Origin of the sequence: Enterocloster aldenensis, from assembly GCF_003434055.1 — a bacterium.
Classification (GTDB): domain Bacteria; phylum Bacillota; class Clostridia; order Lachnospirales; family Lachnospiraceae; genus Enterocloster; species Enterocloster aldenensis.
The window spans coordinates 1-19,022 of record NZ_QVEX01000016.1; the positions used below are offsets into that span (position 1 = coordinate 1).

At 47.7% G+C, this 19,022-nt stretch carries 19 protein-coding genes and 4 tRNA genes; 14 read left to right on the forward strand and 9 right to left on the reverse strand.

What is annotated here, in order from left to right; genetic code table 11:
- Positions 1-128 precede the first annotated feature (128 nt).
- The 6 genes from DWX59_RS22575 to DWX59_RS22600 all read left to right on the forward strand — a co-directional run bounded on the left by DWX59_RS22575 (position 129) and on the right by DWX59_RS22600 (position 2,986).
- Positions 129-202: transfer RNA gene (locus DWX59_RS22575), tRNA-Met, on the forward strand.
- A 25-nt stretch (positions 203-227) separates the two neighbouring features.
- Positions 228-300 (forward strand) — tRNA-Lys (locus DWX59_RS22580).
- Between the two features lie 6 nt (positions 301-306).
- A tRNA-Phe gene (locus tag DWX59_RS22585) sits at positions 307-379 on the forward strand.
- Between the two features lie 66 nt (positions 380-445).
- Positions 446-601, forward strand: a complete 156-nt coding sequence (locus tag DWX59_RS22590; RefSeq protein WP_235845148.1) for a helix-turn-helix domain-containing protein — start codon at positions 446-448, stop codon at positions 599-601.
- A 340-nt stretch (positions 602-941) separates the two neighbouring features.
- Positions 942-1,014 (forward strand) — tRNA-Phe (locus DWX59_RS22595).
- A 124-nt stretch (positions 1,015-1,138) separates the two neighbouring features.
- On the forward strand, positions 1,139-2,986 hold the full coding sequence (locus DWX59_RS22600; RefSeq protein WP_117561724.1) for a DUF5050 domain-containing protein: 1,848 nt from the start codon (positions 1,139-1,141) through the stop codon (positions 2,984-2,986).
- On the opposite strand, the gene DWX59_RS22605 is transcribed toward DWX59_RS22600, so the two are convergent.
- The 7 genes from DWX59_RS22605 to DWX59_RS22635 all read right to left on the reverse strand — a co-directional run bounded on the left by DWX59_RS22605 (position 2,905) and on the right by DWX59_RS22635 (position 7,868).
- A complete protein-coding gene (locus DWX59_RS22605) occupies positions 2,905-3,996 on the reverse strand; it encodes an alpha/beta hydrolase (protein ID WP_235845140.1) in 1,092 nt (363 codons plus the stop codon). The genes DWX59_RS22600 and DWX59_RS22605 overlap by 82 nt on opposite strands.
- Before the next feature lie 40 nt (positions 3,997-4,036).
- Entirely contained in the window at positions 4,037-4,279 is a 243-nt protein-coding gene (locus DWX59_RS22610) for a hypothetical protein (protein WP_117561727.1), read from the reverse strand.
- Positions 4,276-4,689, reverse strand: a complete 414-nt coding sequence (locus DWX59_RS22615) for a DUF3842 family protein (protein ID WP_117561730.1) — start codon at positions 4,687-4,689, stop codon at positions 4,276-4,278. The genes DWX59_RS22610 and DWX59_RS22615 overlap by 4 nt, the downstream gene beginning before the upstream one ends.
- 259 nt (positions 4,690-4,948) lie before the next feature.
- Positions 4,949-6,205 carry an FAD-dependent oxidoreductase gene (locus DWX59_RS22620; protein ID WP_353626783.1) on the reverse strand — a complete coding sequence of 419 codons (1,257 nt, stop codon included), beginning with the start codon at positions 6,203-6,205 and terminating at the stop codon, positions 4,949-4,951.
- 125 nt (positions 6,206-6,330) lie between these two features.
- A complete protein-coding gene (locus DWX59_RS22625) occupies positions 6,331-6,879 on the reverse strand; it encodes a YeeE/YedE thiosulfate transporter family protein (RefSeq protein WP_117561735.1) in 549 nt (182 codons plus the stop codon).
- A gap of 18 nt (positions 6,880-6,897) precedes the next feature.
- Complete coding sequence (locus DWX59_RS22630) at positions 6,898-7,125, reverse strand: sulfurtransferase TusA family protein (protein WP_007870707.1); 228 nt, start codon at positions 7,123-7,125, stop codon at positions 6,898-6,900.
- Between the two features lie 26 nt (positions 7,126-7,151).
- Positions 7,152-7,868 carry a YeeE/YedE thiosulfate transporter family protein gene (locus DWX59_RS22635; protein ID WP_117561737.1) on the reverse strand — a complete coding sequence of 239 codons (717 nt, stop codon included), beginning with the start codon at positions 7,866-7,868 and terminating at the stop codon, positions 7,152-7,154.
- Positions 7,869-8,091: 223 nt separating this feature from the next.
- Between DWX59_RS22635 and DWX59_RS22640 the strand changes: the two genes are divergently transcribed.
- Positions 8,092-8,991 carry a LysR family transcriptional regulator gene (locus DWX59_RS22640; protein WP_117561740.1) on the forward strand — a complete coding sequence of 300 codons (900 nt, stop codon included), beginning with the start codon at positions 8,092-8,094 and terminating at the stop codon, positions 8,989-8,991.
- Between the two features lie 6 nt (positions 8,992-8,997).
- Here DWX59_RS22640 and DWX59_RS22645 read toward each other — a convergent pair whose 3' ends face one another.
- On the reverse strand, positions 8,998-9,216 hold the full coding sequence (locus tag DWX59_RS22645; protein ID WP_117561742.1) for a sulfurtransferase TusA family protein: 219 nt from the start codon (positions 9,214-9,216) through the stop codon (positions 8,998-9,000).
- Positions 9,217-9,308: 92 nt separating this feature from the next.
- Between DWX59_RS22645 and DWX59_RS22650 the strand changes: the two genes are divergently transcribed.
- From DWX59_RS22650 to DWX59_RS22670, 5 genes are all read left to right on the forward strand, one after another.
- Positions 9,309-10,499: an aminotransferase class V-fold PLP-dependent enzyme gene (locus DWX59_RS22650; protein ID WP_117561745.1), complete on the forward strand. Its 1,191-nt coding sequence runs from the start codon at positions 9,309-9,311 to the stop codon at positions 10,497-10,499.
- Positions 10,500-10,526: 27 nt separating this feature from the next.
- Positions 10,527-12,503 (forward strand): glycosyltransferase, encoded by a 1,977-nt coding sequence (locus DWX59_RS22655; RefSeq protein WP_117561747.1) that lies wholly within the window; start codon positions 10,527-10,529, stop codon positions 12,501-12,503.
- A gap of 72 nt (positions 12,504-12,575) precedes the next feature.
- Positions 12,576-13,514, forward strand: a complete 939-nt coding sequence (locus tag DWX59_RS22660) for an ABC transporter substrate-binding protein (RefSeq protein ID WP_117561994.1) — start codon at positions 12,576-12,578, stop codon at positions 13,512-13,514.
- A gap of 61 nt (positions 13,515-13,575) precedes the next feature.
- On the forward strand, positions 13,576-14,349 hold the full coding sequence (locus DWX59_RS22665) for an ABC transporter permease (protein WP_227117213.1): 774 nt from the start codon (positions 13,576-13,578) through the stop codon (positions 14,347-14,349).
- Between the two features lie 16 nt (positions 14,350-14,365).
- Positions 14,366-15,088 carry an ABC transporter ATP-binding protein gene (locus DWX59_RS22670; protein WP_117561752.1) on the forward strand — a complete coding sequence of 241 codons (723 nt, stop codon included), beginning with the start codon at positions 14,366-14,368 and terminating at the stop codon, positions 15,086-15,088.
- On the opposite strand, the gene DWX59_RS22675 is transcribed toward DWX59_RS22670, so the two are convergent.
- A complete protein-coding gene (locus tag DWX59_RS22675) occupies positions 15,057-16,673 on the reverse strand; it encodes a hypothetical protein (protein WP_117561755.1) in 1,617 nt (538 codons plus the stop codon). The genes DWX59_RS22670 and DWX59_RS22675 overlap by 32 nt on opposite strands.
- Before the next feature lie 255 nt (positions 16,674-16,928).
- Here DWX59_RS22675 and DWX59_RS22680 point away from each other — a divergent pair, with 255 nt between their 5' ends.
- On the forward strand, positions 16,929-17,843 hold the full coding sequence (locus DWX59_RS22680) for a sulfurtransferase (RefSeq protein ID WP_117561758.1): 915 nt from the start codon (positions 16,929-16,931) through the stop codon (positions 17,841-17,843).
- A gap of 78 nt (positions 17,844-17,921) precedes the next feature.
- A complete protein-coding gene (locus tag DWX59_RS22685; protein ID WP_117561761.1) occupies positions 17,922-18,929 on the forward strand; it encodes a rhodanese-like domain-containing protein in 1,008 nt (335 codons plus the stop codon).
- Positions 18,930-19,022 lie beyond the last annotated feature (93 nt).

Genomic DNA, 19,022 nt, shown 5'->3' on the forward strand with positions numbered 1-19,022 from the left:
AATTCCCGAGTGGCCAAAGGGGACAGACTGTAAATCTGCTGGCAATGCCTTCGGTGGTTCGAATCCACCTTCGCCCATTAAAATGTTTATTGACAAAACATTTTAAAACATTTATAATTATATATTAGCGCGGGGTGGAGCAGTCTGGAAGCTCGTCGGGCTCATAACCCGAAGGTCGTAGGTTCAAATCCTGCCCCCGCAATTTTTTATGTAAAAACTTAAATCTTGGGTGTGTAGCTCAGTTGGTAGAGCACTTGACTTTTAATCAAGTTGTCCCGGGTTCGAACCCCGGCACGCTCATCAGATGCCCAGATAGCTCAGTTGGTAGAGCAGAGGACTGAAAATCCACGTGTCGCTGGTTCGATTCCGGCTCTGGGCACTAAGGCACTTATCTGTTATGGATAGGTGCCTTTTAAATGTTTGATTTTTGATAATACATTATCTAGTGATTTCTGGTTCATATAATTATGAAAATGGTACGCGTTCGTTGCCTTTAGAAGTTTTGATAAAATTAGCTGGGTTGTACAATGTCAGTACAGATTATATATTAGGGATAACGGATGAAAAAGACCCATATCCAAAACCTAAGAAAAGGAAGTAAATATAGTATAATAGGTTTGCTGTCTACCCTATACCGCACAGCGGAAAGGGGGTGTGCAACATGTCCGATGTATTAAACTTCCTGGTTTCGGTCATGGCAAGTGCAGCTGGTTACTACATATGCAAATGGTTAGACCGGAACCGTAAAGACAGCTAACCAAAAAGAAGCCCCAAAGACTGGTACTCTTTGGGGCTTTGTTTAGTGCAACATATGTATTAAACTTCCTGGTATTATTATATTATACCAATCCTGCAAATATGTCAAGTGGCGTTAAATGACTTAAATATACTGCCTTTTAATCAAGTTGTCCCAGGTTCGAACCCCGGCACGCTCATCAGATGCCCAGATAGCTCAGTTGGTAGAGCAGAGGACTGAAAATCCACGTGTCGCTGGTTCGATTCCGGCTCTGGGCACTAAGGCACTTATCAGTTATGGATAGGTGCTTTTTTATTTATTGTAAGATTTCCTCCATTGTAAAAACCAGGAAAGTCTGATACTATAAGTTATTATAGAAAAAGAGGTTCAGAGGAAAAGCAAATGAACAGACGCCGTAAAAAGAAAGAATCGCCCATAAAGATGGTATTTCTTATCATGATTGCCGTACTTGTGATGGTTGCAGCTATTTATGTGGTTATTTCCGTTTTTGGGAAAATAAGTTCGGATTATAAGCAGCTGGACTTTTCCAAGGAGGAGGAAACCATGGATCTGACCATTGACACAGATGAGGAGCCATCTGTGGGATGGAATGAGACAGACCAGGGATGGATGTATTATCTGGATGAGAAAAGTTTTGTTGAGGATCAGTGGAAGGATATCGATGGTTTCCTGTATTATTTTAATGACGACGGGTTTATGGTGACTGGGCAGTTAAAACAGGATGGGCAGATATATACCCTTCACGATACCAAGGGGTATCTTAAAAATATTGAGGTGGATTTGGATTATGTTCCTGAGAGTACAGGAGAGAACCTGGACAGCCTTGTAAGGACCAATGCGTTCTGGTGTTTTCTGAAAGAGGAGGAAGGAACAGGCCTGTTTAAGACAATCCTTTACAGGAAGACTGTGGAGAATAAAATCATGGTCCTAGGAGGGGAAACATCTCCAGAGAAGACCACAAGGAATTCTATGCGGGCTTATGGTGACTATGTATATTATCTGCCTAAGGTGAAGGAAAGCCAGCTGACGCGCCTTTCAGAGGCAGAGAAAGGACTTTGTGATAAACTGTTCCGCATGAGGCCGGGAAGTGATGTAAAGGAATTGATTGCCGAGCAGGTGGATGGTTATATGGTGCTTAATGATACTATTTACTATGCACAGGCAGGATCAATCCATTCTGCTGTATCCGGAGTGGAAATAGCGGCCGGGGAAGGTAAGTACACAGTTGAAATAAAGGATGACAGTTGTTATCTGGTGGATGAACTGGGAAATCCGGCTGTTTCTGATAATGGAGACAGTGTTGCTGTCGGTGACCGGATATACAGGATTGAGGAAGATGGGAAGATTAAATATGTGAAGCATGGGCAGCTTACCATTGATGGAAGCACATATTATCTCAGCGGCAGCGGTACAAAGGCAACTGTTAATTCAAAAAAGGACAGCAATGATACGGTTCTTATCAGGGAAACGTACGGTGTACAAAGTTACTGTATTGTGGATAATCAGATTTATTATAGCAGTTATGTGGATAAAGGATCTGGCGGTGAATGGTACAGCAGGATATTCAGGACGGATTTAAACGGACAGAATAAACAGGTCTTGTCAGAGCCCTTCCCCGGTGTTATTCAGAACATGTATTATTATGAAGACGAAGGAGAGATATTTGGGGAGTACCATCCTTCCATATGGAGTAGTTCTTATGGAGTTGCAGCTGTTATATCAAGGGATGGGACTATTTATAAGATAAATGATGAATCGGCCAGGACAGGTAAGCATGTGGATGGGAATGATATGCTGGAGATTGTGATGGCAAAGGACGGAAAGGTCATCTGCCTGTGGCATGACTGTGAATGGAATAAGGGCAGCGGTGTAACAAAGGTGCTTTGGAGTAAGGCGGTTGAATTAAATGGGTCTGACAGAAGTCTGATTGATATGGCGTCTGTAGATGCATCAAATGAGGAAGAGGGCAGTCAGGACGGGAATGAGGTGATTGTACCGATAGAGACACTGCCTGGAGAGGTACCTGCACCGACAATGGCACCAGGAAGTCCGGCTGGGAATCCAAGCAGCCCGGTCATGAATCCGGGTGGTCCGGTTTCAGATCCGGCCACTCCAGGCGGCACGGTGACCGGAACCGATAAACCGGGTCAGGAGGTTACGGTTCCGGTACCCACAAACCCGCCGGCGGCAGAACCTACATCTGAAATCAGGATTGTACCAATTGGATAGGATGATAAACCAATGAATCGGAATACCTTATCCCAGTAGGCTGGGCCGTACACCATGGCAGATTTTACATGGGCCGCGCCTTTTACTGCAAGGTATTCCTTTTTGCTGTTACAGGCATTATAGAGTGTCCATAACATCTCAAAGGGGACGAACCTGTCTTCTGTGCCATGGATGAAGAGAATGGGGATTTTTGCCCTTGAGACACATTTGACGGCATCGGCGTCTTTTAACCAATATCTGTTTTTGAGGAAATTGACCAGACCGGCACAGGTAAGCGCTGGAAATGCAGGCAGATGGAACTGTTTTTTCAGCTGGTATTTCAGTACATCCCATGCAGATGTGTATCCGCAGTCTTCCACGGCTGCTTTTACATTAGACGGCAGAGATTCACCTGCAGCCATCATGACGGTGGCTGCTCCCATGGAAACACCGTATAGGATGATTTCTGCCTGGGAATCATTTTCAATAATCCAGTGAATCCAGCTTATGATATCCAGGCGGTCATGCCAACCCATTCCAATATAGGTGCCCTGGCTTTTGCCATGTCCCCTGGCATCGGGAAGCAGCAGATGGAAGCCCTGTCGGTAAAAGGCCAGGGCCTCTTCATGGAACCACAGGCCAGAATCTGCGTAACCGTGTACCAGGATTACCCAATGGCTTCCTGTGCCGGTCTGGCTTCCTGTGCCGGTCTGGCTTCCTGTGCCGATATGGGTATCTGTCTGCTTTGGATTGCCTGATTTCCCATTCATGCACAGATAAGCATGGAGTTTTAGATTGTCAAAGGAATACAGATACCGGTCCTGGTATTGGCGGGTCAGACGGCTGCTTTCCTCAAGGGCCTTCCTGTGCCGCAGAAGGGCCTGATTGTCAGGCTGTATATGGTCTGGAGATGGTTTTAACAGGGATGATTTGTCTGTTTTGGCATCCAGGGCCATGTGGTACAGATATCCGCCGGTTAAAAGACATGCGGCACCTGCAGCAGCTGGAATCGCCTTTAGATATGATTTCATTTGACATGTCTCCTTACTGTCTTTTGGCTGGAAGATCCAATCAGGTTGGTTCATCCTCATCAAAATCCACAATTACATAAAATCCCCTGGAATTTTCCCGGATTTCCTTTATAATGCCATATTCGGATCTGATGCGGTACCTGGAAGGAAAGCAGCCGGACATGGCTACAGCTGGTTCAATAATATAACTGTAGCTGCTGGTTCCTTCCCGTTCAATGATTTTGACTTTGTCGCCTTCCTGTACAAGGCCCTGGCGCTCCATTTTAAATTCTATGGTCCTCAAATGGATTTCACTTCCTTCCCTACTTCATCACATACCATGTTGATATAATCGGATAAGGTATTGTTCTGGCAGCCCACGATATAATGATTGCAGCGGTTTACCGGAATCAGTATCTTATATGCTTTGCTGGATCCTATGGAGGCTGCCATGGCCGGGGTGATTTCTCCCAACAGGGAATTGGCCATGACAATACCGATGGGGCCTATGATGATATCCGCGTCCTGGGCATTGACAATGACAGGATTCTCGCCGGTTGCCCCATAGGTTGCCCCTGCCTTTAACATGGCGGAGGTGGCAATGCTGTTGGTCCCGATTGCATATGTCTCCAGTTCAGGAAAACGTTTCTTCAGCTGTTCAATTACAGATTTGCCCATCTTGCCGCCCTGACCGTCAATAATAACGATTTTCATTAATTCACCTTCTTTAATGTCTTATGTGATTGTATCTTGTGACCTGCCATATTATCGCCTATATAAGTGTGACATATATCTTTGTACATGGTCCTGATGATATATTTTAACAGAAATGATGTGGAAAGTAAATGTTATCCACATTTTGATGGATGAATATGTGGCATGGGTGGATAACTTTCATCAGGCATCGTGGGAGGTAAAATAAAAAATCCCCCGGTCCTATGTTGAAAGGAAGGATCAGGGGACTGAGGGGGATTTACATATGGATTAAACCGTCTTCCAGGGCCTGTCTGGTGATTTGTCCGGTCAATACGCCGGCAAGCTTACCGTTTTGTATGAATGCAACGCTTGGGACAGCACTGATGCCCAAACGGCTGGCAATGCCTGTGGATTTGTAGATATCTACCTTGGATACCTTAATATTACTGCCGTGTTCTTTTTCAAAATCCTCGATTACAGGTAACAGGTCGCGGCTGGCTGTATCAACTGCATTCCAGATATAAACAACACCTGGAACGGAGGCGTCCATGATTTGATTTTCGAAGACTTCGCTTTCTGCCAGATATTTTTCTGCTGCGTATCCGGCAATGGCCCCATCCCCAACTGCAGTTGCTACCTGCTTTAAAAATTTATCCCGGACATCGCCGGCTGCAAATACGCCGGGGATGTTGGTTTCCATCTTCTCGTTGGTAAGTACATAGCCGGCGCGGGTCATATTGATGATGCCTTTAAATATCTCTGTGTTCGGTACATAACCAATAAACAGGAAACAGGTATCCACAGGTATATCCAATATTTCATTGGTCTTTAGGTTCTTGAGCGCAACACTGCGCAGATGTTCCTCATCGCCCCTGAACTCAGCCGGAAGTGTGTTCCAGATAAATTCCATTTTGGGGTTGGCCATGGCTTCTTCCCTGGCTATTTCGTTGCAGTCCATCTTGCCTTCCTCATGCATGACACTGACGATGACCTTGCTGGCAAACTTGGTTAAGAACATGCCTTCCTCTATAGCGGCGTCCCCGGAACCGATAACCATGACAGTCTTGCCTGTATTAGCTGCGGCATCGCAGGTGGCGCAGAATGAGATTCCTTTGTCATAGAGGAAGTTTTCCTCGCCGGGCGCTCCTGTCAGCCTTGGCTTGCCGCCGCTGGCAATGATGACACTCCTGCATTCATAGTTGGTGCGGAAGGTTTCCACTACCTTTGTGTCGCCTTCCAGCTGAACGGCGCGTACATCGGTGAGTTTGAATTTAACGCCGAATTTTTTGGCCTGCTTGTGGAACAGTTCCATCAGTCCAAGGCCTGTGCTGCCCTCCGGAAAGCCCGGATAGTTTTCTATTTCATTTGTATAGGTTGCAAGGCCGCCTACCAGGGCCTTTTCAATCACCAGGGTCTTTAAGCGGGCGCGTCCGCAGTAGATGGCGGATGTAAGGCCGGCGGCGCCTCCGCCTATGATGACAACGTCATATTGTTCTGTCTTTTTTTCCAATTTAAGAACCTGCCTTTCAATTATTTTCCACTAAAACCGTATAACGCGTAATGAAATACAGACACAAAATATAGCGTTTACGTCCTATATCCTGTGTCTGCATGGTAATCCCAATATCACAAAGCATGGACCGCTGCGGTCCGGAATATTTACATGAAGAATTTCGCCAGAAGTTTGCTTCCTATGAATGCTCCTATAAAGAGAAAGAAGGCAAAGACCCAGCCGGATACGGACATGGATGAAATGGCTGAGAACAGCGCGCCTATATTACAGCCGCCGGCAAGCCTGGCGCCGTATCCCATGAGCAGGCCCCCAAGGGTTGCGGCAACTACCTGCTTTAAGGATTTTATTTTCTTGAATTTAAACTGGGAAGCCAGCAGCGCTGCCACAAGGGCTCCTGCAATGATTCCAAAGTTCTGCCAGGAACCCGGATGGTTCATGATTCCTGCATTCAGTGTGGCCTGTGCGCCTTCAGAGGAGAAGTAGTACCATTTATCCACATTGCCTCCTACCAGACGGTACAGCCATGCCCCCCAGTTTGCAAAGATTCCGGAAACACCCCATGGGGAACCGGAGGAGGCAAATAAGGCTATCTGGAGAATAGATAAGAGCACAGCTCCGGTAACATATGTAAATGGATTTTTGAAAATTTGTTTGTAATATGGGTTAGAGCTTAATTTATCCCAAAAAGCTTTCAAAATACCACCTGCGCCTTTCTACTTTGTCTTTTCGATAACAATCTCCCATTCGCCGTCGTCTACTTCTTCGATTTCAACGTTATAACCCTGGTTCCTTGCCCATTCCGGAACATTTTTCATTGCACAGCTATGGTCAATCTGAGCTACCAGTACATCGCCAACCGCCATTTTTTCTATCTGCTTCTGTACTTTCATTAACGGTACCGGGCAAGCCTCGCCTAAACAATCAATTGTAAATTCTGCCATGATAATCTCCTTTCATGATCACAGGGTTAATCCTCTGTGATTCCCATACGTTTTTTTTCATATAAATCAGCAGCAATATATAACATGCCGATAATTAATAGCTGCAGTATGACTGCGCCGGCCCAGCCGAATATATCGGGCAGGAAAATCCTAGGGGCGGTTGCTATGAAGTTTTCTGTCCACCATCCCATGTGGTTTGCACCAATCAGGGACCCGATGACAAAAAATAACAGGCTTAACATCTGCATGGCAAAACCTTCGCCCACACGCATCAGGGTTCCGGATGCACATCCGCCGGCAATAACCATGCCGATACCGAACATGATGCCGCCCACTGCCGTGGCAAGGCTGATTGGCATGATGTAGCTTTGTCCGGGAATTTCCTGCCCGTTGACGTAAGCGCCGTATTTGATAGCTGTAAAGCCTATGGTGGTAATGGCAAACGCAATAAGCACTGCCCTGGTGATGGATGTGGATCCGGTTATACAGGGGTCCCTTAACGAGGCGGTAAAACAAAAACGGGACTTCTGCAGGGTAAAACCGAAGCAACAGCCAAATGCCCAATAAAGCGCAAGTGTGCCATTCTTGAGACCCAGAAGCACGCCGATGATAATCATGGCGGTCAGTACGCCGAATCCAATGGGAAGCTGGTTTTTCTTTTTCTTCCTTGGACGGGAGCCGCCGGAACCGGAACTGCGCCGGATGCTGCTGCCTCCAGTTGTCTCAGTTGCATTATTCTGCATTCAATGCACCTCCTTTTTATACAGAATTGAGGATTAGAACGCTTAACTACAGATTTCATTATAACACATTGATAAAAATTTCACTATTTTAAATGCTTATGCTGTATAAGATTTTGCTATAAGCAGACGCAATAGCAAATATTGTTTTTTTTTTAACATTTATATATAATAGAGTATAACAGGCAACTTTAGTGGGTATTTGATTGGGGAGTGAGGGAGTGTCATGTTAATAGAACAGATATATATGTTTGACCGGATTGCCAGGGAAAAAAGTATTTCCAAAGCAGCGTCTGCCAGTCATATATCCCAACCGGCATTGAGCCAGCAGATGCAGAGGCTGGAGGAGGAACTGGGAGTGAAACTGTTTGAGCGTTCCAACCGTGGGATATCGCTTACGAAAGCAGGGGAAGTGATGCAGAAATATTCGGAACAGTTTTTGGAAACCTACTCGGACCTGAAGGAGGAGCTGGATAATCTGCAGACATATAATGGCACGTTCAGGATTGCAGCCACGCCTGTGGCATGTAATTATGCCCTTCCATGCTGTCTGTATAAGGTAAATCATAAATACCCATCTTATTCCTTCAGCCTTAATTCCATTCCGTCCAAAGAGGTAATCCATAGGATTGAACGTGGGCAGGCAGATTTGGGATTCATTGTGGGAAATATACAGTCGGACAAACTTGTATGCAGCCCGGCCTTCAGCGATAAAATATGTCTGGTTGCCAGCAATGGGTTCCATATACCAGACAAGGTCACCATAGATAAGCTGAAACGGATTCCCATGGTCATGCTTAACGAACAGTTCAGTTCCTACCGCATGCTTGTCCAATATCTGGACCAGCAGGGATATCCCATAGAGAAATTTAAAATCATGTTCCAGCTGGATTCCACGGAATCCGTAAAAAGTACGGTAATGGCAGGGCATGGGGTTGCATTCCTTCCCTACATAACAATTAAAAAGGAAGTGTATCAGAAGCAGATTAAAATCATTCATGTGACGGATTTTGACCTGAATTATGATGTATATTCCATTTACCGCAACCATGATGCAAAGGAAAATCAGGTCATGGAGGAGATTGTAAAGTATTTCATATCCATTGTCAGTAAAAGTATCTGCTGACAGGCTTTACTGGTTTTCTATGTACAGCTCCCAGATTCCGTTCATGGGTTCTTCAATGTGAATCTGAAGTTTTTGTTTTTTGCAGTAGCCGGAGATGGATTCCACCACACAGCTGTGGTCGGTAACCAGCTTCAGCTGGCCGCCCTTTTCCTTAATCTGCTTACATTGCTTTAGTTTCATGATAGGGATGGGACACATATCGCCCAGGCAGTCCAGTTCGTACATATGGAAATCCTCCTTTGGTGTGCGTCAGGTAATCTGGCTGGCTGTTTTTAACAGTTTATCATATTTTTTAATAATGCGGAAGGGGGATTGCCATGAGGGTTTCTTTCTATGGACGGTGCCGTGGGGAATCGGAAAGCAGATATGTGAATGACTGTTTGTATTCTGGATTGGAGACAGATGGTTTTTTTATGAAAATGCTTGTAAAAAAATGGAAAAATTATATTCCGGGCACAGAACCTCTTTTTACTACCAGCTGTACATCGGCCCTGGAAATGGCAGTGGCCTGCCTGGATATGGAACCAGGGGATGAGGTGATTATTCCTTCCTATAACTTTCCCTCAGCCGCCAACGCAGTGCTCCTGCATGGAGGGGTGCCTGTGCTATGTGATATTGATGGGGATACCCAGAATATCTCAGTGGAGGATATGCTGGGAAGGATTGGGCCGCGGACCAGGGCGGTGGTGGCGGTCCACTATGGGGGTGTATCCTGCCCCATGATGGAACTGAAGGAAGCTTTAAGGGCGGCCGGGATTGCACTGATTGAAGATGCGGCCCAGGGAATTGGTGCATTTTATGTTGGGATGGGGATGGATGGAACCGGTTTATGGAATGGCAGGCAGGACGGGGACGGGCCGCACAGGTTTCCTTTGGGGAGCATGGGGGATTTTGGCGCCTTGAGTTTCCACCATACAAAGAACATTACATGCGGGGAAGGCGGTATCCTTATTGCCAGGAGCAGGAAGGATTACAGAACGGCGTGCCAGTACCGTCTCCACGGAACGGACCGGGCCATGTACCTGGCTGGTGAGGTGGACCGGTATACATGGAACATGCCGGGATCATGTACGGCCATGAGCGAGCTTCAGGCGGCTGTCCTTGCTTCACAGATGGAACTGCTGGAGGATGTGACATCCAGGCGCAGGGCCATTGTGGATGGATACAGGGACAGGCTGCGTGTATTGGAAGAAAAAGGAATTGCAAGACTTATGGGGATTCCGGGATATGCAGAGCCAAATGGACATATTTTTTACCTGCGGTTTGAAACTGGGGCACAAAGGGATTATGTAAAGGACTTTCTGGCTCATAGGGAGATTGAGAGCAAGACCCATTATGTTCCGCTTCATATGTCTCCCCAGGGACAGCGCCTGGGGTATAGGGCGGATGATCTGATGGAAGCTTCAAAATGTTTTGAAACGCTTCTGCGTCTGCCCGTGCACGGACAGATGGTTGGGGAACAGATGGAATTTGTGGCCGGCATGGTACTTAAGGCATGCGGCCTGTGATTGACTGAATAGGGATGGGCATGAAGGATGGCATATGATTTAGGGATAGTTATCCCTGTTTATAAATCCAGGGAATCGGTAAAGAAACTGGTCTGCCAGCTGAATCAGGTTTTCCTGCCGGATATTAAAATCAGGATATGTCTGGTAGATGACAGCAATGACGGGGAGACTGCCAGGTATCTGAAGGAAAATTGTTTAAGGCCGGAAGTAATGCTGGTTGTGCTGGATGGGAATTATGGACAGCAGGCCGCTATCCTATGCGGCCTGGAGCATATAGGCCCATGCAGGGTGTATGGGACCATTGACGATGATTTGGAACAGCCGCCGCATATGCTGAAAGAACTGTACGGCTGTGTCATGGACGGATGCGACCTGGCCTATGGGATTGCGGATTATGGCGGGAAAAGACGCCCTGCATACCGAAGGCTGGGAAGCCGGATGCGGGATATGTTGTTTTCTTATATCATTGGGGCGCCTTGGGGAATTAAGGTGAGCAGCCTGAGGGCCATGAAGGCGTGGGTGGTGGCGGATGTCATGGGAAACGGTTTTTTCTATCTGTCGGCTGCCGTCCTGAAGAGTGCAAAAAAAAAGGGCAGGAACCTGAGGGCAGAGAACCTGCCTTATCAGCCGTCAGTAAGACACGATGGTAAAAGCGGGTACAGCATTGCCAGCCTTCTAAGGTTGTATGGCAATATCATCTGGTATTATGGATTGAATCTGGGCGGATGGGGAAAGAAAAGGGAGGTGTACGGTATAAAGGAAATAATACAGAGTCCAAAACTTCTAGTCCTGGGCGGATCTAACTGCCAGCTCCATGGCGCGCAGCGGGCCAGGGCAATGGGGGTGGATACGGTGCTTGCTGATTATACGCAGAATCCTCCTGGGGCAGCCATATGCGGTGTCCATGAGAGAATCAGCACGTTTGATGTGACAGCCTGCATCCGGGCCGCCAGAGAATATAAGGTGACAGGGGTCATGACCATGGGGACGGACCAGCCGGTCTATACGGCTGCCGTTATATGTGAGGAACTGGGGCTTCCTTCCCTGCTGTCAGTGGAACAGGCATTGTCGGTGACCAATAAAAAGCATATGAAACAGATATTGTCCAGGGCCGGTATCCCCACTGCCAGATATAGGATAGTGGATGGCAATACCAAGGCCAGGGAACTGTCGGACATGAAGGCCCCTTTTGTGATTAAACCGTTGGATTCCCAGGGGCAGAGGGGGATTTATAAGGTGTGGGAACCGGGGCAGCTGCTGGGACATCTTGAGGACACGCTTTCATTTTCAAGGTGTGAGGAAGCGCTGGCAGAGGAATTTTATGACAGTGAAGAGGTGACGGTCAGCGGATGGATTAAGGACAGGGTCCTTTATATACTGACAGTGACAGACCGTCTGCTGTATCCGGACCAGACCCATATAGGCGTTTGTACAGGTCATAGGTTTCCATCGGTACATATGGACATGTACGGGGAAATAAAAGACATTAGTTTCAGGGTGGCAGAGGCATTTGGGTTAAAGGACGGGCCATTTTATCTCCAGCTTTTGATTGGTAAGGAAGGAATCAAGGTCAATGAGCTGGCATCCAGGATTGGAGGCGCCTTTGAGGATGTGTTCATTCCCTGGATATCCGGATTTGATATCCTGGGGGCGGTAATAGACAGCGCCCTGGGGAAAACGGTGGATACAGGTTCACTGGAAGGCTACCGTGCGGACGGTTCGGAAAAATGTGCGGCAGTGCAGTTATTGTTCTGTAATCCCGGAAAAATAGGGTTCATAACTCCGCTGGAGGAACTTTTAAGCCTGCCTTATGTCATGGATGCAGGATATAATTATAAGGAAAGCCAGGAGATTCCTGTCGTGAATAATGCCACGGCCCGGTTTGGCCATGCGGTCATCTGCGGCACAAAAGACAGGATTGATGGATATGTGGATGATTTTTACCGCAGGATTTCCGTGCGGTCGGTTCAGGGAGAAGAGATGGTGACGCGGTTTTACCCATAGTTTAACCGTCATCTGATATTGAAAGGAAGGACATCATTGGACAGATATAACAGAAGGAAACATTTTCAATATATGGCATTCGTGTTATGCCTGACAGGGGTTATGATGGCGGGAACAGGATGTGCAAAATCAGGACAGGAGACCATCGGTATCGCAGAACAATATGGGATTGCTTATGCGCCTCTTCAGATAATGAAGGAGAAACGGTTCCTGGAAGAAAAGCTGCCCGGTGTTACGATTAACTGGAAGCAGTTTGGCGGCCCGACAGGTATCAGGGAAGGAATGCTAAGCGGTGAGATTGATTTTGGTTTCATGGGCGTGGCGCCGGTGCTGATAGGCATTGACAACGGAATGGAGTGGCGTTATGCAGCCGGTCTTAGTTCCAACGAGGTGGCGGTGGTGACTTCCAGGGAGGATATGAAATCCCTTAAGGATGTGACGGATAAGGACAGGATAGCCATCCTGTCGCCTGCCTGTACCCAGCATGTATTACTCTGTATGCTGGCAGAGGAACAGCTTGGGGACGCACATGCGCTGGATAATCAGCTGGTGTCCATGAGCCACCCGGATTCTGTCAATGCCCTGCTTTCAGGTACGGAAATAACGGCCCATGTGTCCACGCCTCCTTATATTTTCCAGGAGACAGAGGGAGGCGCCAGCGTGGTGGCAACAGGAGAAGAGATTATGGGAGGACCATTTACCTTTATTACCTGCGTGGCCATGGAAAAATTTTATGAGGAACACAGGGAGTATTATGATGCGTTTGAAGAAGCGCTCCGGGAATCAGTGGATTATATCAATGAAAACCGTGAGGAGGCGGTCCGCCTGCTGGCTCCTGTGTATGGAATCACGGAGGCAGAGTTAGAGGCGCAGATGGGATACAACGGAACCATTTATTCAACTGAACTGGATGGGATTGGGGAGTTTAGCAGGCGGATGCATGAGATGGGCTTCCTTAAAATGGACAGGCCAGTGGATCAGCTGGTGTTTGACAATGTGGTATATGAATGATTGACGGTATGATGAAATCTGCGGGATTAAACATCCCTGGTAAAGGAGTTTTAAAATGCATATGAGAATGAAATGGATGGAACGCCTGGGATGGATCCTTCTGTTCCTGGTCCTTTGGGAGGGGAGTGTAAAGCTGCTGCATGTATCGTCCCTGTTGTTTCCTTCGGTGGAAGAGGTGGTCATGACAATCTATGACGGCGTGGTCCACGGGGACCTGATATGGCAGAGCCTTTATTCGGTGGGTATGATTGGGGTGTCCCTGGCCATAAGCGGAGGGCTGGCTGTGGCTCTGGCCCTTCTTTCCACCTGGTCTAAGGTGTTCGAAAGCCTGATTGATACGCTGACAGCCCTGGCTCATCCGCTTCCCGGCCTGGCCCTGCTTCCGCTCATCATCATGTGGTTTGGGACAGGAAGCGGCGCTGTGGCTGCTATTGTTGTCCATTCCGCATTGTGGCCTGTATTGGTAAACCTTATAAGCGGCTTTAAGTCCATGCCTGCCATCTATGAAGATATCGGAAAGAGCCTGTCCATGTCCCCGGCAGCAATTACACTGGAGATACGGCTTAGGGCATCGCTGGCATATCTTGTATCGGGGCTGAAGATTGGCTGGGCCAGGGGCTGGAGGGCGTTCATCAGTGCGGAAATGGTCTTTGGGGCCGTTGGAGCCAAGGGAGGGATTGGCTGGTATATCCTGACCCAGCGGACATTCATGAATACGGCTGGATTGTTTGCCGGCATTATCCTGGTAATCCTGATTGGCATGCTGGTGGAGGACGTGCTGTTTGCATCTATTGAAAAACATACCCTGGAAAAATGGGGAATGAAGGCAGTTTAAGAGGAGCGTGGGAAATATGCTGGAAGTCAGGAATCTTTATAAATCATTTGATGTGGCGGGGAAAAGGCAGAGGGTGATTGAAGATTTGAGTTTTGTTGTGCAGGACCGTGATTTTTATATGATACTGGGACAGAGCGGGTGCGGGAAAAGTACGCTGCTAAGAATGTTGGGAGGTTTTGCTGCACCGGATAAGGGGGACATACTTCTGGATGGTCAGAGGGTGATACGGCCGTCCAGGAATATGATGATGGTTTTTCAGGACTTTAACCAGCTGTTTCCATGGTTCACCCTGAAAGGAAACATGATTTACGCGTTAAAGAAGGCAAAGATACGGGTGGAAGGAGATGATTATGGGGCATATGCCCTTGCGTATTTAAGGATGGCTGGTCTGGAAGGATGTATGGACAGTTATCCGCACCAGCTTTCCGGTGGGATGAAGCAGAGAGGGGCTCTGGCCAGGGCCTTGTGCCTGAGGCCGGGGGTGCTGCTTATGGATGAGCCATTTTCCAGTCTGGATTATATGACGAAACATGGATTGTATAAAAGTATAAAGGAAATGGTGGAACAGACAGGGGCCACCGTAGTTATGGTGACCCATGATATTGAGGAAGCGCTGTGTCTTGGCACATCCATCCGGGTGCTGTCAAAGGAGAGCGGCAGGTTCTCGGGCATGTATGACCAGGGTGGGGATGGGTTTTCAGCAGGGGTCAGGGAACAGATGGAAGGTTGTCTTGCATGACCTTATATACGCTGACGGTCCCGTATTGTGGATTGCCAATCAGGGAAATGATTCTGGGGCCGTACAGGGGATTCTCAAACGTGCCTGCCAGGATACAGTCTGATGCACAGTAGGCACCCAGATCCTGGATAAAGGAAGAATTTCCGTAAATCACATTGTAATAAGGGCGGTTTTCATAGATGTAGTCCAGTTCATCTGTCATGAGGATGTACTGGATTTTGTTATTCCGGATATAGTCATCCAGGCTGTATCCCTGTTCCAGATAGGGGAGGTTCCTGTAATCCAGCAGCATTCCCTGGTCAAAATAAAACCCGGTGTTCAGGTTGGCCAGGACCTTGGAATCCTTTGGAACCAGCTGACCCAGCTGTTCCAGATAATGGGTATAGGAAGGACTGTGGAGGAAGGGGGTTATCTGGACACGGCTGTTTAATACCAACAGGATGAAGGTCAGGCCAATAGTCAGGGAACGTCCTGCCTGTCCGGCCAGGAGCATCAGCTGGAACATGGATATCCATCCCAGCAGCAGGAAAAAGATAACCGAGGTCTGGTTATACCTGCCTACTATGACCATGCCCAGGGAAAGCCCGGTCATGGAGGACAGAAGTACCAGGGTATGGCTCCGCCAGACGGATACCTGGTCTTCGCGGACATTTTTTAGGAACAGCCATATCAGGAGGAAGAGCACCATCAGGACAGGTATGAGGATGAGTTCCAGACGCTGGTCCGGAATGTAATAGGTGCCGCTTTCCTGTGCGTATATGCTTTTAAAATAGTACAGGAACTGTATAAGACGGCTGGATGCTGTCTGTCCAAGTTCAAATTCCTGTTCCCCATAGCGGAAATAGTCAGGGATGAAGGCGGCATCAAACAAAAAGCTGATTCCCACGAAGATGGAGGCTAAGGCTCCGGTGACAGCGGTATAGATGGCCAGAGAGAGAATTTGTTTGTGCCAATGGCGGGCAGTCATATTGAATCCGCAGGCAGCCATGACAGATCCGCAGATGGATGCGCACAGGAAGCTGTTGGGATGGATGCCCACAGACAGTCCGGTTATGGATGCCAGATACAGGGCCTGCCTGGTTGAGGGGCATCCCTGGCACCGGATCAGAATCAGGATACAGGACAGCAGGCTGATACACAGGATGATTTCCTGGCGCCCAAAATGAGAGGCATAGATAAATGGGACATCCAGACTGACCAGGACCATCAGACCAAAGCCCATCCATCTGCCGCCCAGTTCCTTTCCAATGTAATAAAGAAGGATAAGGCAGATAAGGCCGGATGTGAGGGATAAAAGCCTTACTGACAGGATATTGTATCCAAACACATGAATATATCCCATTTGGAGGGCATGGAACAGAAGCTTAAGGGCGTGGGGAACCCGGGGTTTTAAATCAAAGAATTGTTCGGTCACGCCAAAGCTTCCTACTGCCTGCATATCCCGGCTGAGTCCTGCCAGCCACGCTTCATCGGAGTGGACAAAGGGAAAACGGGTCAGGAAGGAAGCGGAATACAGTGCGTAAATAATGATGTAAATGATAACTGGCAGGATGAACCAGTTGTGTAAGCCGTGCTTTCTCTCCATATGCAGCTCCCTTCGGCGATGGGATTTATCCCCCTAACATTGTTATTATTTTACCATAAGATTCGCACGGAAAGAAGCTACTATCCAATTAAATAATGCAATATAACAAAATCTTATGCCGCATTTTTACAAATATCAGGTATAATGATAAATGAAATCTGTGCGAAATAAGATTGAGGCCCTTATTTTGTTCTTCAGATGGAATGCTAACTACAAATATAACTAGAAACTATCCGCTTAGAGAGGGAGGATTTTATGGGCTTGATTGCTAAAAAATTAACAATCTTTTCCTTCTTGGCAGTGCTGGCGGCCATGATTACGGGCTGCAGTTCCCACACATTCGTACTGGGTGAATCACTGATACTGCCCACAGAGGAACTGTCTTCCTATACGGGGCAGGAAAAGGTGGTAATCGTAGACACGCGTACGGCGGAGGAGTATGCTGCCGGGCATGTGGACGGGGCAGTGAATATCCCCACTGAGGAGATTGTCATCAATGTCCCGGTGAAGAATATGCTCACCAGTAAAAAGAAGATTGAAAAGGTGATGGGCGGCAGCGGCATTGGCAATGATACTCTCGTACTTGCTTATGACGCCAACAAGATGGGCGCGTCCCGTCTGTTGTGGTCTTTATTCATGTATGGACACCAGAATGTCAAGGTGATTGACGGAGGATTTGATGCAATCCAGAAATCAGGGATTGCACTGAATACGGATGTACCGGAACCAAAACCGGCTGTGTTTACGGCTAAGGAACCCACACGGAACTGGCTGGCCAAGATGGATGATGTCAGAAAGCAGGTTGAGAAGCCGGATTCCCATGTGATACTGTTGGATGTGCGTACATTGGAGGAATTTGCTGAAAAAGGAAAGGTTCCCGGTTCTGTGATAATACCTTATGAGACGAATTTCTTCTCAGACGGAACCTTTAAGACAACACAGATTACCAGAATCAATTATCTGGAGGATAAGATTAATCCGGAAGATGAGATTATTGTATACTGTCAGACTTCCATGAGGGCGGCCCCTGTATTTGTCCAGCTTTATGAGGCTGGATACCGCAATATCCGCGTGTATGACGGAGCTTACCTGGAGTGGTCCTCCAACAGTGATAATCCTGTGGAGATGCCGGCGGGAGGAGCAGCGCCTGTCAAGAAGAATGCATCATAGAAACAGACAGAATGACGGAATCACAGAATGACGGATGACAGAATGACGGAAGTAGTAATATTGTAGAAAGGGATTATTATGAGAAAATACATACCTGTTTTGCTATGCACCATGCTGGCTGTATCTTTAAGCGCATGTGCCACAAAGACTGTGACCGAGACAGCCACGGCTGCCCCGGCAGCTACAGAGGCTCCTGCTGAGACTTCTGCCGAGGCTCCTGCCGAGACTTCTAAGGAGACAGGGACAGCTGCCCAGGAAACCATGGCTGGACCGGCAAATGAGGAAACGGTAAAGGAAGCCGCCATGGCATACTTTGCAGCGTTTCCTGATGATAAGCACATGATTGTTGTGCCGGACCTGTTTAAAAAAATAGACGCAGGCGAGGATATGTTCATTATTGATATCAGGAGGGCGGAGGATTACGCACAGGGTCATTTAAAGGGCGCTGTAAATATTCCTTACGGACCTGAGGTTGCAGAGGCGCTGGATAGGATACCGGATGATACGCCTGTCTATGTTAACTGCTATACAGGACAGACATCTTCCCAGACCGTGGCGCTGCTTAATGTGGCGGGCAAATATGCCACCAATATCCAGAGCGGCTGGAATAACGGCATTTCCCAGACAGAAGGATATGAGGCTTATATTGATACTGAGGAAACGGCCATTCCGCAAGATACATATGAGGTGGATCCTGCTATTGCAGCAGCAATTGCTGACTATTACAAGGAAGCATCCAGTAATGCCATTGCATCCTTTAACTTTAAGCCGGAGGCCCTGATGGAATTAGTGGACGCGGAGAGTGAGGATTACACCATCCTGTCCATACGTCAGGCAGAGGATTATGCAAAGGGACATATTGCAGGCGCAATAAATATCCCGTTTGCTAAAGGAATGCAGGAACAGTTTAGCCAGATCCCAATGGATAAACCAGTGGTTGTGTATTGCTACACAGGCCAGACATCTTCACAGACAACAGCAATCCTGCGCCTTCTTGGATATGAGGCATACTCACTTTCGGGCGGCATGGGCAAGGAAGGCGGGGCCGGATGGCTTGGCGGCGGTTATCCGGTTGTAACGGAGTAATGCCATCTTGTGCCGGAGCAGCATTTTTTATAACGGAGCATCATTATAAGCCTTGACAAATCATGGCCAAATGCTATAATCAAAACTAGCAGA

Coding starts and splice junctions, on each gene's coding strand:
- DWX59_RS22675 (WP_117561755.1), bottom strand. CDS start 16,673: ATGGAGAGAAAGCACGGCTTACACAACTGGTTCATCCTGCCAGTTATC.
- DWX59_RS22655 (WP_117561747.1), top strand. CDS start 10,527: ATGGCATATGATTTAGGGATAGTTATCCCTGTTTATAAATCCAGGGAA.
- DWX59_RS22665 (WP_227117213.1), top strand. CDS start 13,576: ATGAGAATGAAATGGATGGAACGCCTGGGATGGATCCTTCTGTTCCTG.
- DWX59_RS22680 (WP_117561758.1), top strand. CDS start 16,929: ATGGGCTTGATTGCTAAAAAATTAACAATCTTTTCCTTCTTGGCAGTG.
- DWX59_RS22600 (WP_117561724.1), top strand. CDS start 1,139: ATGAACAGACGCCGTAAAAAGAAAGAATCGCCCATAAAGATGGTATTT.
- DWX59_RS22605 (WP_235845140.1), bottom strand. CDS start 3,996: ATGAAATCATATCTAAAGGCGATTCCAGCTGCTGCAGGTGCCGCATGT.
- DWX59_RS22685 (WP_117561761.1), top strand. CDS start 17,922: ATGAGAAAATACATACCTGTTTTGCTATGCACCATGCTGGCTGTATCT.
- DWX59_RS22660 (WP_117561994.1), top strand. CDS start 12,576: ATGGCATTCGTGTTATGCCTGACAGGGGTTATGATGGCGGGAACAGGA.
- DWX59_RS22645 (WP_117561742.1), bottom strand. CDS start 9,216: ATGTACGAACTGGACTGCCTGGGCGATATGTGTCCCATCCCTATCATG.
- DWX59_RS22640 (WP_117561740.1), top strand. CDS start 8,092: ATGTTAATAGAACAGATATATATGTTTGACCGGATTGCCAGGGAAAAA.
- DWX59_RS22615 (WP_117561730.1), bottom strand. CDS start 4,689: ATGAAAATCGTTATTATTGACGGTCAGGGCGGCAAGATGGGCAAATCT.
- DWX59_RS22630 (WP_007870707.1), bottom strand. CDS start 7,125: ATGGCAGAATTTACAATTGATTGTTTAGGCGAGGCTTGCCCGGTACCG.
- DWX59_RS22650 (WP_117561745.1), top strand. CDS start 9,309: ATGAGGGTTTCTTTCTATGGACGGTGCCGTGGGGAATCGGAAAGCAGA.
- DWX59_RS22670 (WP_117561752.1), top strand. CDS start 14,366: ATGCTGGAAGTCAGGAATCTTTATAAATCATTTGATGTGGCGGGGAAA.
- DWX59_RS22635 (WP_117561737.1), bottom strand. CDS start 7,868: ATGCAGAATAATGCAACTGAGACAACTGGAGGCAGCAGCATCCGGCGC.